The sequence below is a fragment of the Rhodococcus sp. 06-156-4 genome (assembly GCF_002259345.1).
Classification (GTDB): Bacteria; Actinomycetota; Actinomycetes; order Mycobacteriales; family Mycobacteriaceae; genus Rhodococcoides; species Rhodococcoides fascians_E.
In genome coordinates this window covers 206,283-222,136 of record NZ_NPGB01000037.1, presented here as the reverse complement: position 1 = coordinate 222,136, position 15,854 = coordinate 206,283, and the positions used below count along the sequence as shown (strand labels likewise).

The window sequence follows — 15,854 nt, the reverse complement described above, 5'->3', positions numbered from 1 at the left end:
GGACTGTGCACATTCGCGAAGCTGATTCGTGGACATACTCATTCGATGCTGGAACGCAGGCGCCGGGTGAAAATCGAATCCGACTCGTACCCCTCGTACTCATCGACTTAGCCCGATCTCAGAAACGGAGCACTTCATGGACCTTTCCAACAAAGTTGCCGTCGTCACCGGCAGTGGCCAGGGACTTGGCCTCGCCTATGCAGTTGATCTGGCCAGCAAGGGTGCTGCGGTGGTCATCAACGACGTCAACCAGGCCACCGCCGACGATGCGGTTGCAGAAATCATTGATGCTGGCGGCCGTGCGGTTTCCGTCGTAGCACCCGTAGGAAGCACGGAGACAGCCAAAGCGCTCGTTCAAGCAGCAGTGGAAAGCTTCGGGCGTCTCGATATTCTTGTCACCAACGCGGGGATTCTCCGCGATACCGTCCTGTGGAAAATGAGCGACGATGATTTCGACGCAGTCGTCAACGTCCACCTGCGTGGCACGTTCACCTGCGTCCGAGAATCCGCCATCCGCTTCCGTGAACAAGGTGAGGGTGGACGCATCATCTGCATTGGATCCCCTGCAGGCCAACGTGGAAATTTCGGGCAGACCAACTACTCCGCGGCAAAAGCAGGCGTCGTCGGTATGGTTCGCACTTGGGCACTGGAATTGCATCGCGCCGGCGTGACGGTGAACGCAGTCTGCCCGGTCGCTGCAACCGCGATGACCGAGACCATTCCGTTTCTAGCGCCATACATCGAAGCACAGAAGAACGGTGAACCTCTGCCTCCGATCATTCGACGTGAGGTGGGGCTGGGCACTCCGGCAGATGCCGCAGGGATCGTCTCGTTCCTAGCGTCCGATTCCGCTGCCCAGATCACAGGGCAAGCCTTTTCGGTCGGCGGCGATCGCCTCGCATTGTGGTCGCACCCCACCCTTACCACCACTGAGTTCAAAGACGAGGGCTGGTCTGCTGACGACATCGCTTCCGCGTGGGTCTCCACGTTCGCTGACAACGTCGAGACAGTCGGTGAGAAATTCCCAGACGAACTGGTAGCACGGTGAGTCGGTACGAGTACGGGATCGACTTCGGCGCCGTCAGCGCAATCGATTTTCACACCCACGTACAACTCGACGGTTGCGGCCAGCATGCGTTGGACGATGTTCTGCTTGCGGCGACCGAGAAATACTTCAAGTCACCTGAAAACCAGAACCCGACTATCGACGACGTTGCCGCACACTACCGAGCGCGGAATATGGCCGCCGTGGTGTTCACCGTCGACGCCGAATCGGCCACCGGGCACCGGGCGAATTCTGTGGAGGAGATCATCGAAGGTGCCGCGCGGCACAACGATGTGCTCATTCCTTTCGGCTCCGTGGACCCACTGAAAGGGAAAGCTGCCGTCAAACGACTACGCAGGCTTATCGATGACCTTGGCATTCGAGGCGTTAAATTCCACCCCAGCATGCAGGGTTTCGAACCCAATGATCACCGTTATTACCCGTTGTACGAAGTCATCACCGAGGCCTCGATTCCAGCACTGTTCCACACCGGACAGACCGGAATCGGTGCGGGACTACCCGGTGGACACGGAATCAAGCTGCGCTACTCCGACCCGATGCTGCTCGATGACGTTGCCGCCGATTTCCCAGACCTGACCGTAGTGATGGCCCACCCGGCCGTTCCATGGGTGGACGCACAGATCTCCATCGCCACACATAAATCAAATGTATTCATCGACCTGTCTGGATGGTCGCCAAAGTACTTCCCACCCCAGCTTGTTCGTGCCGTGAACACAATGCTGAAAGACAAGGTTCTCTTCGGTTCCGACTTCCCGATCATTCAGGTCGACCGCTGGATGAACGACTTTGACAAGCTGGACATCAAAGCGGACATCGTTCCGAAGATCTTCAAGCTGAACGCCCTTCGGGCACTAGGTATCCGAGCTTGACCCCTCGATCACATCCCAGGAGCACATCATGACGACCACCACGTCCGGTACCACTGTCGCCAAGCCCCATGACCTCCTCGGTCTCGTCGGCCAAACACTCGGCACAAGCGTTTGGCGAGAAATCACACAGTCCGACGTGGACCAGTTCGCGAAAGCCACTGGTGACGAACAGTGGATCCACGTCGACGTCGAGCGCGCCAAATCCGGTCCCTTCGGCGGCACCATCGCACATGGCTATCTAACACTCTCACTCATCGCCCCGCTGTTCGACGACCTTCTCACCGTCGAAAACCTAGGGATGGGTGTCAACTACGGGCTCAACAAAACTCGCTTCCCAGCACCGGTTCCGGTTGGATCGCGAGTTCGTTTGACTGCGGCAGTGAACGCCGCCGATGAGATCAAAGGCGGCGTGCAGATTGTTGTGTCGATCACGATCGAACGCGACGGTGGGGACAAGCCGGTGTGCATCGCCGAGGCAGTCCTGCGCTACTACGACTAGTAGCCACGCACGGTGAGTTTGTTCTCATCCGCCGAACGAACTGTGGATGTGGGCGCTAGCGTCCTGCTGGACGATAGAACTCGACTTGGAGGAGCTGCTACCCAAACGCGTTCATGGGCGTCCACATGGGGCACCCAGATCTCGATTTTGATCGGAGTCAATAGCAAATGTCGGAGAACAGAGCTGTGGTTTACGCGGGAGCAGGCCAGGTCGAAGTCGTTGACATCGGCTACCCGACCTTCACACTGCAGGACGGGCCGGGCGTCAATCCTGCAAGTGTGGGACGAGAATGCCCACACGGCGTGATCCTCAAAGTAGTTACCACCAACATCTGCGGAAGCGATCAGCACATGGTCCGCGGTCGGACCACCGCACCGAAAGGACTCGTACTCGGACACGAGATCACGGGTGAGGTCATCGAAGCAGGACGTGACGTCGAGGTCGTCAAGGTCGGCGATCTGTGCTCGGTTCCGTTCAACATCGCATGCGGACGGTGCCGCAACTGCAAGGAACGCAAGACCGGGATCTGTCTGAACGTCAACCCAGACCGCCCCGGTGCGGCCTACGGATACGTCGACATGGGTGGATGGGTCGGCGGACAGGCGCAGTACGTGATGGTGCCTTATGCGGACTGGAATCTGCTTCGATTCCCCGACCACAGCCAGGCTATGGAGAAAATTCTGGATCTGACAATGTTGTCCGACATCTTTCCCACCGGATTTCACGGGTGCGTGACGGCGAACGTCAGTGTCGGTTCGACCGTCTACATTGCCGGGGCCGGTCCCGTCGGTCTCGCGGCGGCCGCAAGCGCGCAACTCCTGGGTGCCGCTGCGGTCATCGTCGGTGACTTGAACACAGAGAGACTTGCACAAGCTCGAAGTTTCGGTTGCGAGACGATCGACGTCGCCCTCGGAGACCCAAAAGACCAGATCGAACAAATTCTCGGCGTACCCGAAGTCGACTGCGGCGTCGACGCCGTCGGATTCGAAGCCAGAGGGCATGGATCTGAAGCGTCCACCGAAGCTCCCGCCACAGTGTTGAACTCACTGATGGATCTCACCGCGGCAGGCGGGGCGATCGGGATTCCGGGCCTCTATGTCACGGGCGACCCCGGCGCAGTCGATGAGGCATCGAAGGTCGGTGCGCTTTCACTCAGCTTAGGGACAGGCTGGGCGAAGTCTTTGTCATTCGCCACCGGACAGTGCCCGACCATGAAATACCATCGCGGGCTGATGATGGCAATTCTCCATGATCGCGTTCAGATTGCACGAGCGGTGAACGCGCAGCCCATAAGTATCAACGACGCTCCTCGTGGCTACGCGGAATTCGATGCGGGCAAAGCCACCAAGTTCGTTCTGGACCCGCACGATCTGATCCCCGCAAGCTGATCGGGTAAGTGCACCGCACAGTCTAACGTCGCCAGCGCTCCTGCGATCATGGGCTGGGTCGGTCCACATCGACGGTGGTGTCGCCGGTTTGCCGTGCCACGTTCTGCCAGCTGGGCAGGTATCTCGGTCGAACTGATTTGCCTCTGCGCCTGACTCCCAATGCCGGCGCATCGACAAATACCTACGCGTAGTGATCACGGTCGCTTCGACGATCCGCGCAGTTCACACAAGAGTTCACCCCACCATCCAAGGAGAATCCGTCCAACATGGCCGAAACCATCCGCGGGGTTATTGCCCGCAGTAAGAACGCCCTTGTCGAACTTGTCGACATCGTCATCCCCGATCCCGGACCGAACGATGTCGTCGTCAAAGTTCAGGCCTGCGGTGTCTGTCACACAGACCTGACCTATCGCGACGGCGGAATCAACGACGAATTCCCCTTCCTGCTCGGTCACGAATCGGCTGGCATTGTAGAAGCTGTCGGCGACGAAGTCAGCCACGTAGAGGTAGGCGATTTTGTCGTGCTGAATTGGCGCGCCGTATGCGGGGAATGTCGCGCTTGTAAACGCGGTCGTCCGCAGTACTGTTTCGACACTCACAACGCTTCGAAGAAGATGACTCTGACCGACGGCACCGAATTGACCCCGGCCCTGGGTATCGGATCGTTCTCCGACAAAACCTTGGTCCACGAAGGTCAGTGCACCAGAGTCGATTCCACGGCCGACCCTGCCGTTGTCGGGCTTCTCGGCTGCGGCGTGATGGCAGGCCTCGGAGCTGCGATGAACACCGGAAGCGTCGGTCGCGGTGATTCGGTGGCTGTCATCGGATGCGGCGGTGTGGGCGATGCCGCCATCGCCGGCGCCGCGCTGGCCGGTGCCACCACCATCATCGCGGTCGACCGCGACGACACCAAACTTGCCTGGGCGAAGGAACTCGGCGCCACTCACACCGTCAACGCCTCCCACACCGCCCCCATCGACGCTGTCAAGGACCTCACCGGAGGCCATGGAGCCGACGTCGTCATCGACGCCGTCGGCCGCCCCGAAACCTGGAAACAAGCCTTCTACAGCCGCGACCTCGCCGGCACCGTCGTTCTGGTCGGTGTCCCCACCCCCGACATGCGCGTCGAGATGCCCATGATCGATTTCTTCTCCCATGGCGGATCGCTGAAGTCCTCCTGGTACGGCGACTGTCTACCCGAACGAGACTTCCCCACCCTCGTCGACCTCTACACCCAAGGCAAGCTACCGCTCGAGAAGTTCGTCACCGAACGCATCGGCCTCGACGATGTGGAGAAAGCGTTCCACCGGATGCACTCCGGTGAAGTTCTGCGCTCGGTGGTGGTCCTGTGACCGCCGAACTCGTGGCCGAAGCGCACGGGCTGCGGATCGAACGAGTCGTCACCTCGGGGGTGTTCGAACTCGACGGTGGATCGTGGGAGGTGGAGAACAACATCTACCTCGTCGGTGACGACACCGACGTCGTGGTCATCGATGCCGCCCACACCGCAGCCCCGATCATCGATGCGGTCGCCGGACGTCACGTCAACGCCGTCATCTGCACCCACGGGCACAACGACCACGTCACCGTCGCCCCCGAGCTCGGGCACGAGCTGCACGCACCAATCCTGCTGCACCCCGCAGACGACGTCCTGTGGAAGCACACTCACCCCGACACCACCCACTGGACCCTGGACCATGGGCAACGAATCGCAATCGCGGGCACCGACATTGAGGTCATTCACACCGCCGGGCACTCCCCGGGCTCGGTGTGTCTGTATCTGCCCGAGATCGGCGTCCTGTTCTCCGGTGACACCTTGTTCTCCGGCGGTCCCGGCGCAACGGGGCGTTCGTATTCGGATTTTCCCACCATCATCGGTTCCATCCGCGATCGCCTGTTCGCCTTGCCGGAGGACACTATCGTGCACACCGGCCACGGTGAACACACCGCCATCGCCACCGAGTCTCCCCATCTTGCCGAATGGATTGCACGCGGCAACTGACTATTCCGGGGACCATCACACGCACACCAGACGCAAGAGGACAACTTGATGGCCGCATCGATGAGAGTCGCTGAACGCGCAACGTACGCGCTCGTGTCGATGGCGCCCATAGACACGAGCGCAGAGGACGTGCCTTCGGGCCCGCTACGTATGTTGTCGTCAGAGGAACGCCATATGCTCGAACACGCGCGCCGGTGGGCGCCATACGGCGGTGTCCGGTCCAGCGACGTTCTGGTCGACTACGGAATGAGCAAAGACGAGTTCTATACCGCGGTGCGGATCATCTCGAACGAATTCGGTCTCACACCTGACCACACTGCAAGTCGAAGGCTCAGGCCAACCCGCACCAGTCGGGGGCGCACTCGAAGTGCGCCCCCCTGATTCACACTTACACTCACGGCAAGCGGAACGAGTCCCCACCGCCTGAAATCGACGCCGCCCCTAAGGCAGACGATGGCCCGTCTCGATTCCGAGGAACCCTATTCTCGCGTATATTTCTCAGCCCAACCGACTGGCCTGTAGATTCCGGGTAGCTCATTAGCCCAATGACCACGATTGCCGCCCAAAACACGGCGCCGTCTGGGAATCGCCGACAGCGGCTGCATCCCAGTGTGGGATCACAGAGCACGGAACAATACGGCCACCCTTGGAATGCAGGGTTCCTCATAGACGTTTTCACGTTGCTGCGTTCGTAATGTGTACAAGAAATTAACGTTATCTAGTTCGAACTGGCTCATGGCAGGCAGGACCGCGATCGTCTGAGTGAAACTATGGACAGATGCACTTTCGGCAACTTGAGTACCTCGTCGTACTGGCACGCGAAAAACACTTCACCCGTGCTGCCGATGCGTGCGCAGTGTCGCAGCCGGCGCTGTCCGAGGCCATCCGCAAGCTGGAGATCGAACTCGACCTGCCGCTCATCGTACGTGGCCACAAGTTCGAGGGCCTCACTCCTGAAGGCCTGCAGATCGTACGGTGGGCCAGAGAAATCCTCGATGCCCAACAGTCCCTCCACCAGGCTGCAAAGAGCCTACGGTCGGGCGTCACCGGCGTCGTACGGATCGGGGTGATTCCGACAGCCTCGGCCGCGGCCGCCGACATTGCCAGTCCGCTGGCCGTGCGACACCCTCTCGTTTCGGTCCACTTCACGGGCGATCTGTCGGCGTCGGACATCGCAGCGCGACTCGACCGATTCGAACTCGACGGCGGTATCACCTATCTTGACGACCCTATACAGCAAAACTATCGTTGCTTCCCCATCTACCGCGAGCAGTACATGCTGTTGACCGCAGACGATCCGACCTCCCCTAGACGATCCGAAATCTCATGGTCGGAAGCATCCAGGTTCGCAATGTGCACGCTACCGTCGATTATGCGAGGCCGGCGCATCCTCGACGAACACTTCGCATACGAGGGCGTGACACAATCTGCACGCATCGAAACCGACTCCGTAGCAACGCTGTACGCGCACGTCAAAACCGGCCAATGGGCCGCCGTCGTTCCCCAGATGTGGTCCCGAGTGTTCGGCGAACCGCCCGGCCTCAGATACACACCCTTGACCCCGAACCTCCCAGCGCCAGTGGTCGGATTGATCACCCGAGTCGACGGACCGTCGTCGATTCTCGTCGAAGCCCTCGAAGTCACCGCGTCTACCCTCGACCGCACGTCATCGGTGTCTCCTATCGATCGGTAGGAGTCGCATCTTGGACACAGTGGCCGCATCTGGTGCACGCTCGAAGGCAACCACTTCCGAGAGGGTGCACCGCCGATGACTCGTCGAGACACATACGAATACGACGAAGACAGTGTCGTGGTCACCAAGAACAAGCAGTACGCCGCCGGCATCCCCGCAGTCTTGGTCTCACTGCAGCGCGGCGTCGAGCAGATGGGTGCCACGCGCACTGCCATGTCACTGGCAAAGCTCAACCAGCGCACAGGGTTCGACTGTCCCGGATGCGCATGGCCTGAGACCCCCGGACACCGCAAGCACGCAGAGTTCTGCGAAAACGGCGCCAAGGCCGTCGCGGAGGAAGCGACCAAACGCACTGTCGGCCCGGAATTCTTCGCACAGCACTCCGTTCAGGACCTACTTGGACGCACCGAGTACTGGCTCGGTCAGCAGGGCCGCCTCACCCACCCGATGGTGCTACGCCCCGGTGCCACCCATTACGAACCGATCGACTGGGACAGCGCGCACCGACTCATCGCCGCTGAACTGAACGCACTCGCCAGCCCACACGACGCCATTTTCTACACCTCCGGACGCACCTCCAACGAAGCAGCGTTCCTGTACCAATTGATGATCCGCTCGTTCGGTACCAACAACATGCCCGACTGCTCCAACATGTGTCATGAATCCTCCGGCAGCGCCCTGACCTCATCGATCGGTATCGGCAAAGGCTCGGTCTCGGTACCCGACATCGAGAACGCCGACCTCATCCTCATAGCAGGCCAGAACCCCGGCACCAATCACCCCCGCATGCTCTCCACCCTCGAAAAAGCCAAAGCCAACGGCGCCCGCGTGATCGCCATCAATCCACTCCCCGAAGCCGGACTGCTGCGATTCAAGGATCCGCAGAAGTTCAACGGCGTCATCGGTGATGGGACAAAGATCTCCGACGACTTCCTGCAGATCCGCATCGGCGGTGACATGGCACTGTTCCAAGGCCTCGGCAAGCTCCTCGTCGACGCCGAAGACGCGGCACCGGGGACCGTTCTCGACCGAGAGTTCATCGACAACCACACCGCCGGATTCGACCTTTGGCTTGATCACATTCGCCGGGTCGACCTCGATGTAGTACTGGAAGCAACCGGTCTCACCCACGCTCAGCTCCGAGACGCCGCCGACGCGCTGATCCGATCCAACGCGACCATCATCTGCTGGGCGATGGGACTGACCCAACAAACCCACGGCGTCGCCACAATCGAAGAAGCCGTCAATCTACTGCTGATGCGGGGCATGATCGGCAAACCGGGCGCAGGTGTCTGCCCAGTCCGCGGACACTCCAACGTCCAAGGCGACCGCACCATGGGTATCTGGGAGAAGATGCCAGAAGCGTTCCTTGCCGCGCTCGACAGCGAATTCGGCATCACCTCTCCCCGAGAACACGGCCTCGACGCCGTCGACTCGATACGAGTGATGAGCGAGCGCCCCGGATCGGTGTTCGTTGCTATGGGCGGGAACTTCGCCTCTGCGACCCCGGACACCGCAGTGACCGAATCCGCGCTCCGGAATTGCGCACTCACCGTGCAGGTCTCGACCAAACTCAACCGCAGCCATCTCGTCCACGGCCGCAGCGCGCTGATTCTTCCGTCCCTCGGCCGCACCGACAAAGACATTCAATCCACAGGCAAACAGTTCGTCACCGTCGAGGACTCCATGTCCATGGTTCATCGCTCCCGCGGCGGCCTGACACCATCGAGTCGGCACATGCGCTCCGAGGTCGCTATCGTGTGCGGCATCGCTGAATCACTCTTCGGCCCTGAGCACTCGGTGCCATGGACAGCGTTCGCCGGAGACTACGATCTCATCAGGGACTCGATCTCTCGCGTCGTACCAGGGTTCGAAGACTTCAACACCAAGGTTCGCCGGAAAGAAGGCTTCGGGCTCCCTCACCCACCTCGGGACTCACGCACTTTCCACACCCACACCCGCAAAGCGAACTTCGCTGTCAACGATCTCGTGTGGCTCCCGGTGCCGACCGGTCACCTCATGCTGCAGACCATGCGTAGCCACGATCAATACAACACCACCATCTACGGACTTGACGACCGCTACCGCGGCGTCAAGGGCGGCCGGCGAGTTCTGTTCATAAACACCCGCGACATAGACACGTTGGGATTCCGGGACGGGGACCACATCGACCTGATCTCCGAATGGGCGCGACACGACGGTGTCGTCGAGGAACGACGCGCCGACAATTTCCGACTCGTCGCCTACCCCACCCCTGTCGGGAACGTCGCGGCGTATTACCCGGAAACCAACCCCCTCATTCCCCTCGATCACGTCGCCGACAAATCCAACACGCCGGTGAGCAAGGCGATCCTGATCCGGCTGGAGCGTCGACCCTGATGGGGCGAATCACTACCCGCCGTCCCATCGTGCGTATACGCGGACCGCACGCCACTGCGAGGCCGGACACAGTCGCTGTCGAAGAACCCTTCGAGATTCGCGTCAACGGCTCCGCCCTTGCCGTCACGATGCGCACACCTGGCCATGACGTCGAACTCGCGCACGGCTTTCTGCTGACCGAGGGCGTCATCAGGAGCGCCGACGACGTGGTCTCGGCCCGTTACTGCGACGGCCTCGGAGACGACGGCCTCAACACTTACAACGTTCTCGATGTGATCCTGGCCGACGGAGTGCCCCCGCCCAAAGCGAACGTCGAACGTAACTTCTACACGACATCGTCGTGCGGGGTGTGCGGTAAGGCCTCGCTCGACGCCGTGCGGCTGAAGACTTCACACTCACCGGCACGTGACACAACCAGCGTGGACGTGGTTACGCTTGCGACGCTCCCAGATCGACTCCGGGACGCGCAGAAAGCTTTCGACTCCACAGGTGGTCTTCATGCCGCCGCCCTCTTCGACCAGAACGGGCACCTGCTCGTCATCAGAGAAGATGTCGGTCGCCACAACGCAGTCGACAAAGTGGTCGGTTGGTCGCTGGTAGAGAACCAAAATTCGCTGGGCGACAGCATCCTCATGGTCAGTGGGCGCGCATCCTTCGAGCTCGTGCAGAAGGCGGTGATGGCCGGTATTCCCGTCCTTGCTGCTGTGTCAGCTCCGTCCTCCCTGGCAATCGATCTCGCCGAGGAAGCCGGGCTGACACTAATCGGATTTCTTCGCGGACAGAGCATGAACCTCTACACTCACGACCGTAGGGTACGACGAGATCTCGCCTCGACGGCACCCGCTTCCAATCGAGCATTGTGGCCAGAATGAGTGCCGAACTGAACCGAATCGACGCAGACATTGCGAACGCAGTTCAGGTTCGGGATGTGATGATCACCCGCCCGAAAATCGTTGACTCGACGATATCGGTCGGTCGGGCTCAGGAGCTCTTCGCCGACGACCACGTGCACATGCTTCTCGTGGTCGAACAGCGACGCTTGATAGCAACATTGACCCGGACTGACCTGCCAATTGGGTACACACAACACTGCTGCTCAGCCTTAGTGTTCGCGGTCATGAAAGGCCGCTGCATTCGTGAGGACGAGCCTGCACTTGAAATCCTATCGCGGATGTCCTTGCAGAAGATTCGTCGACTGGCGGTTGTCGATGAGCACCTCCATGTGGTGGGTTTGCTATGCCTGAAGCGAAGCGGCAACGGATTCTGTAGCGACGACGATGTCCGGGCACGAGGATCGTCCCTGCATTTGAGACCCAGCACCAGCCGGTAGCCCGGTTTACATGTGCGCCTTCAGTACGACGAGGTCGAATGGCAGAGCTACGGCCAAAGAACGGCTATACACCTCGACCGAGCCATCCGGATGCAGGGAGTCACATTCGATGAAATCCGCTACCTGCGTACGCCACCCAAGCAGATTTACTTTGGAGCTGAACCAGTGCTCGTCGGTTGTTGTCGTTGGCGCAGTTTCATCGGTCTGAAAGTCGCTGCTGTCGCCGGAAGAAGGCCCTCCGCGGCACCGTTCTCCAAGCTATGAACCGTCTCATCGCTGGATGCCGCCGTCCGCAGTGTCGACCTGTCTCGCCGCGCTGCACAGCGACCATCGTCTCGATCTGCGTCTCTCGACCGGGACCCGGGAGATCATCGAAGGTAGCGGTCGAGGGGAGATCGTGGTGACCGCCTCCTGACCTCGGCACACCCACCTGTTCGGAATCATCCGCACCAAGGCAACAGAGAAGGGGGACGCCCCAGAAGGGTTGTCCCCCTCCTCCGATCGGCCTACCTCGACGCTGGTAGGGCGAGTTGGACAGTGTGCCCACCGAATTGCTGACGGAGGGCGGCGACAGCCTTCATTGCCGGTGAATCGTCCTGCCGGGAGCTAAAGCGCGCGAACAACGCCGCTGAAATCACCGGTACCGGTACTGCGTGAGCGATCGCCTCCTCGACCGTCCACCTCCCCTCACCGGAGTCCTCGGTGTAACCCGAGACTTCAGCCAGATCGGGACTCGCAGCAAGAGCTGAGACCAACAAGTCCAGAAGCCACGATCGAACCACCGTTCCACAAGTCCACGCCTTCATTACCGCAGCAGGATCGGCGATCGAGTGCTCCGCCGCGAGGAGCTCGAAGCCTTCCGCGTAGGCGTGCATCAAGCCGTACTCGATCCCGTTGTGCACCATCTTCGCGTAGTGACCGGACCCGACCGGACCGGCGTGCACGAACGAATTCTCGCGAACCCCTGGTGGCCGCAACGAATCGAAGATGGGCATCAGTCGCTCGACGTACACAGACTCACCCCCCACCATCAACGCATATCCCTCGTGTTGACCACGGATCCCGCCCGATACCCCACAGTCGAGATACCCGATGCCGCGCTCAGCCAGCAGGGAGGCGTGTGTTCGATCATCGGTGAACCGCGAATTGCCGCCGTCGACGACGAGGTCGCCAGGACCCAGAAGCGCTACGAGTTCGACGATTACGGCATGAGTAGCGCGGCCTGCCGGCACCATGACCCACACCGCTTTCGGGCCGGCCCCGAGCATGTCCACAGCCTCTGCCAAGGTCCCGGCATCACTGGAATCGCCGGAGTTGTCGAAGCCGACCACCTCGTGGCCGCCCACACGAAGGCGCTCGCGCATGCCGGAACCCATTTTTCCCAAACCCACTATCGCCATACGCATATCAGGGCAAACTCCATTTCCATCGCACTGATGTCCCCGTCGATGTTTCACTGTGCCCGCAGCGACTGTCACCCCACCTTTGTGACAGCGGCATCCCTCAACTCGGCGGAGTGCTTTCGGACCGCTCCGCCGAGAGACTGGGTCCAGACGAGGGATTCCGTCGGGCGATCGACCTCCGCCGCATCTGTTTCATCGGGAGAGCTGCATTGAGTACTGATTATGCGATCGAGAGTGCGCCGACACTGCCGGGTGTTTCGAACTGGAACACCTTCGCCGCGCCGAATTCGCACCGATCGACCGCACCGGTAGACCCGTCGACCCTGGTGATCTTCGGCATCACCGGAGATCTGTCCCGACGTAAACTTCTACCCGCCATCTACGACCTCGCCCATCGAGGGATGTTGCCTGACGGATTCACACTGGTCGGGTTTGCCCGCCACGACAACGACGACCTCGCATCCGTCACCGACGTCCTGCGCCGTGCGGTCGTCGACGGTGCTCGACGTGGTTTCGACGAGGACGTATGGGGCTGGGTCACCGAACGATTGCACCTGATCGACGGGTCTTTCGACAGCACCGACGACTTTCGCCTACTCAAGTCCACACTCGACACGATCACCGAGCACGCAAGCGGCGATCACTGCAGCTTCTACATGTCCATCGCACCGGCATATTTCGAGATCGTGTGCCGCCAGCTACACGCGGTCGGACTACACCGATCTCCCCGAGGATGGAGGAGGCTGGTGGTGGAAAAGCCGTTCGGTCGAGATCTGACCACCTCCACTGCGCTTGAGCGGACCATCGCGGCGACGTTCGACACCGGTTCGGTCTATCGCGTCGACCACTACCTCGGCAAAGAGACGGTCCAGAACATTCTGGCGCTACGTTTCGCGAACGGCATGTTCGAGCCGCTGTGGAACAACCGCCACATCGACCACGTCCAGATCACCATGGCCGAGGACATCGGCGTCGCCGGGCGAGGCGGTTACTACGACGGAGTCGGCGCCGCGAGAGATGTCATCCAGAACCATCTACTGCAACTGCTCGCCCTCATCGCCATGGAGGAGCCTCTAAACCTCACCGCCGATTCCATCGCAGCCGAGAAAGCGAAGGCTCTCGGTGCAGCGACAGCTCTCGGTCCATTCGAGAAGACCACGGCACGAGGCCAATACACCCGCGGACTCGACATGAACGGAGATCAAGCGATCGCCCTCATCGACGAAGACGGCTTCGATCCGCGCTCGACGACTGAAACCTACGCTGCCATCACAGTCGGCATCGCCAATCGGCGCTGGGCCGGCGTCCCCTTCTACCTCAGAGCGGGAAAGCGACTGCCCAAACGCTTCACGGAAATAGCGGTGACGTTCGCGGCCCCGACCCACCGACTACACGGGTTCGCACCGGGCGACCCCGCCGGGAATGTATTGGTGTTCAGGGTGCAACCCAACGATGGCATCACGTTGCAGCTCAATGCGAAACAGCCGGGCGACGGTATGGCACTGGCATCGGTAGATCTGGATTTGACCTACCCTCGCAGCTACGACGAGGCCAACCGAGACGCCTACGAGCGACTCATTCTCGATGTCCTACGCGGCGATGCCACCCTGTTCCCGACACGGCGGGAGATCGAATTGTCCTGGGCGATAGTCGATCCAGTGATCGACTCCTGGTCTACCAGCGAGCGACCGGAATCGTACCCGGCCGGATCGCCAGGGCCTGCCGCAGCCGAGAAGATGCTGTCCGGATCTGGGCGGAGCTGGCGCCCGGTCAGCTGACCGAGCTTTCGCATCTGCACCCGTGCATCCCGGCATATGGATGGCATCTCGTCAGGCTCCGACCGGCCATCGGTGGCCGTGGTGAATACACAATGATGGCCCCGTATCCGTGAGTGGATGCGGGGCCATCATGAGGCGTGGATACGTTAGTTGGTCAAAGCGTCCTTGAGTGCCTTTGCTGCCGCGGCGGGATCCTTGGCGCTGTAGATCGCACCGCCCGCGACCGCTACATCGGCGCCGGCATCACGCACTGCCGCGATGGTGTCGATCTTCACTCCGCCCGCGATGGAGAACGCCACTCCTGCGATCTTGCCGTCGTCGAGCAGGGTCTGGATCGAGTAGCCCGGCTGGGCCTGTTCGTCGAGACCGGCGTGGAGCTCGACGAACGCCACGCCGAGCTTGGAGAGTTCGCGTGCGCGTTCGACACGGTCAGCGACACCGATCAGGTCCGCGACAACCTTCTTGCCGTGCTTTTGTCCTGCCTCGACGGCACCCTTGACCGTTGCGTCCCCCGCCGAGCCGAGGACAGTGACGATGTCAGCACCGGCAGAGAACGCGATATCGGCTTCGAGGAAGCCTGCGTCGGCGGTCTTGAGGTCGGCGAAGACCTCTTTGTCTGGATGCGCCGCTTTGATCGCGCTGATCGCACGCAGACCCTCACTCTTGATCAACGGCGTTCCGAGTTCGATGATGTCGACGTACGGGGCCACCTTGTGGGTGAGGGCGAGAGCATCTGCTGTAGTGAGAAGATCGACGGCAACCTGAAGCTTGGTCATATGTATTCCTCTGTCGAAGGGTGAACTGAAAGATGGATGTCCGAGTAAGGCTTCAACCGATGTTCGCGTGACGCGACCACAGGTTCTCCGCGCTCTGCGCACGACTGCTCCACAACGACTGGAACAATGAGTCGAAGGCGAGCAGGACCGATTGTTCGAACAGGCTGCCGGCGTACTGCTCGGTGATGGAGTTGCCGTGGTCCTGCTTGTCCGCAGCCGGCACCACAAGGACACGATCAGCGCGCTCGGCCAATGGCGAACCAGGTGCCGTGGTGACCGCGACGACCGATGCACCGACCTTGCTCGCAGTGTCCGCGGCCGCGACCACGGTGCCAGTCGTGCCCGAACCGGAGACCCCGATCACCACATCGCCGACGCCAACAGCAGGTGCGGTGACTTCGCCGGCGACATGCACCTGCAGCCCCAGGTGCATCAAGCGCATCGCTGCCATCTGCGCTGCCAGACCGCTCCGTCCGTTGCCGATGACAAAGACGGCACGCGCGTCGGAGATCAACCGTGCCGCCGCGTCCCACTCGGCTGCATCCAAATCGTCCAACAATCGAGTGTTCTCTGCGATCACGATCGTGCGGGCAGAGGCGAAACCTCGATTGATTTCAGTGCTGGTCGGTGGCATCGGCGTTCCCTTTCTCGAATGAATCCGAGATCAAGAC

At 60.9% G+C, this 15,854-nt stretch carries 15 protein-coding genes; 12 read left to right on the top strand and 3 right to left on the bottom strand.

Translation table 11 applies throughout. The features are described 5' to 3' along the window. Nucleotides 1-136: 136 nt before the first annotated feature. The 11 genes from couN (at nucleotide 137) to CH290_RS27630 (ending at nucleotide 11,226) form a co-directional block, all read left to right on the top strand. On the top strand, nucleotides 137-1,048 hold the full coding sequence (gene couN / locus CH290_RS27675) for a 4-hydroxyphenyl-beta-hydroxyacyl-CoA dehydrogenase (protein WP_033188140.1): 912 nt from the start codon (nucleotides 137-139) through the stop codon (nucleotides 1,046-1,048). Then, nucleotides 1,045-1,935, top strand: coding sequence for an amidohydrolase family protein (locus CH290_RS27670; protein ID WP_033188141.1), 891 nt, complete (start codon nucleotides 1,045-1,047; stop codon nucleotides 1,933-1,935). The genes couN and CH290_RS27670 overlap by 4 nt, the downstream gene beginning before the upstream one ends. A gap of 28 nt (nucleotides 1,936-1,963) precedes the next feature. Beyond that, entirely contained in the window at nucleotides 1,964-2,434 is a 471-nt protein-coding gene (locus CH290_RS27665) for a MaoC family dehydratase (RefSeq protein WP_033188142.1), read from the top strand. A 167-nt stretch (nucleotides 2,435-2,601) separates the two neighbouring features. After that, nucleotides 2,602-3,822, top strand: coding sequence for a formaldehyde dehydrogenase, glutathione-independent (gene fdhA, locus CH290_RS27660; protein WP_033188143.1), 1,221 nt, complete (start codon nucleotides 2,602-2,604; stop codon nucleotides 3,820-3,822). 266 nt (nucleotides 3,823-4,088) lie between these two features. Further along, nucleotides 4,089-5,174, top strand: coding sequence for an S-(hydroxymethyl)mycothiol dehydrogenase (locus CH290_RS27655; RefSeq protein ID WP_033188144.1), 1,086 nt, complete (start codon nucleotides 4,089-4,091; stop codon nucleotides 5,172-5,174). Beyond that, complete coding sequence (locus CH290_RS27650; RefSeq protein ID WP_230620850.1) at nucleotides 5,171-5,824, top strand: MBL fold metallo-hydrolase; 654 nt, start codon at nucleotides 5,171-5,173, stop codon at nucleotides 5,822-5,824. The genes CH290_RS27655 and CH290_RS27650 overlap by 4 nt, the downstream gene beginning before the upstream one ends. Nucleotides 5,825-5,872: 48 nt before the next feature. Next, the gene (locus CH290_RS31230) at nucleotides 5,873-6,205 is read left to right on the top strand and encodes a DUF3263 domain-containing protein (RefSeq protein WP_141216162.1); all 333 of its coding nucleotides are present in this window, start codon (nucleotides 5,873-5,875) and stop codon (nucleotides 6,203-6,205) included. A 397-nt stretch (nucleotides 6,206-6,602) separates the two neighbouring features. Continuing rightward, on the top strand, nucleotides 6,603-7,517 hold the full coding sequence (locus CH290_RS27645) for a LysR family transcriptional regulator (RefSeq protein WP_033188145.1): 915 nt from the start codon (nucleotides 6,603-6,605) through the stop codon (nucleotides 7,515-7,517). Between the two features lie 75 nt (nucleotides 7,518-7,592). Further along, complete coding sequence (locus CH290_RS27640; protein WP_033188146.1) at nucleotides 7,593-9,896, top strand: FdhF/YdeP family oxidoreductase; 2,304 nt, start codon at nucleotides 7,593-7,595, stop codon at nucleotides 9,894-9,896. After that, the gene (fdhD, locus tag CH290_RS27635) at nucleotides 9,896-10,768 is read left to right on the top strand and encodes a formate dehydrogenase accessory sulfurtransferase FdhD (protein ID WP_052082980.1); all 873 of its coding nucleotides are present in this window, start codon (nucleotides 9,896-9,898) and stop codon (nucleotides 10,766-10,768) included. Before CH290_RS27640 ends, fdhD begins: the two co-directional genes overlap by 1 nt. Beyond that, nucleotides 10,765-11,226 (top strand): CBS domain-containing protein, encoded by a 462-nt coding sequence (locus CH290_RS27630; protein WP_033188147.1) that lies wholly within the window; start codon nucleotides 10,765-10,767, stop codon nucleotides 11,224-11,226. Before fdhD ends, CH290_RS27630 begins: the two co-directional genes overlap by 4 nt. Nucleotides 11,227-11,732: 506 nt before the next feature. On the opposite strand, the gene gnd is transcribed toward CH290_RS27630, so the two are convergent. Beyond that, nucleotides 11,733-12,632 carry a phosphogluconate dehydrogenase (NAD(+)-dependent, decarboxylating) gene (gene gnd, locus CH290_RS27625; protein WP_033188148.1) on the bottom strand — a complete coding sequence of 300 codons (900 nt, stop codon included), beginning with the start codon at nucleotides 12,630-12,632 and terminating at the stop codon, nucleotides 11,733-11,735. A 206-nt stretch (nucleotides 12,633-12,838) separates the two neighbouring features. On the opposite strand from gnd, the gene zwf reads away from it, so the two are divergent. Continuing rightward, nucleotides 12,839-14,407, top strand: a complete 1,569-nt coding sequence (zwf, locus tag CH290_RS27620) for a glucose-6-phosphate dehydrogenase (protein ID WP_230620851.1) — start codon at nucleotides 12,839-12,841, stop codon at nucleotides 14,405-14,407. 146 nt (nucleotides 14,408-14,553) lie between these two features. On the opposite strand, the gene hxlA is transcribed toward zwf, so the two are convergent. Together hxlA and hxlB are read right to left on the bottom strand one after the other, a co-directional pair. After that, nucleotides 14,554-15,183: a 3-hexulose-6-phosphate synthase gene (gene hxlA / locus CH290_RS27615; RefSeq protein ID WP_033188150.1), complete on the bottom strand. Its 630-nt coding sequence runs from the start codon at nucleotides 15,181-15,183 to the stop codon at nucleotides 14,554-14,556. 52 nt (nucleotides 15,184-15,235) lie between these two features. After that, on the bottom strand, nucleotides 15,236-15,817 hold the full coding sequence (gene hxlB / locus CH290_RS27610) for a 6-phospho-3-hexuloisomerase (RefSeq protein WP_033188151.1): 582 nt from the start codon (nucleotides 15,815-15,817) through the stop codon (nucleotides 15,236-15,238). Nucleotides 15,818-15,854 lie beyond the last annotated feature (37 nt).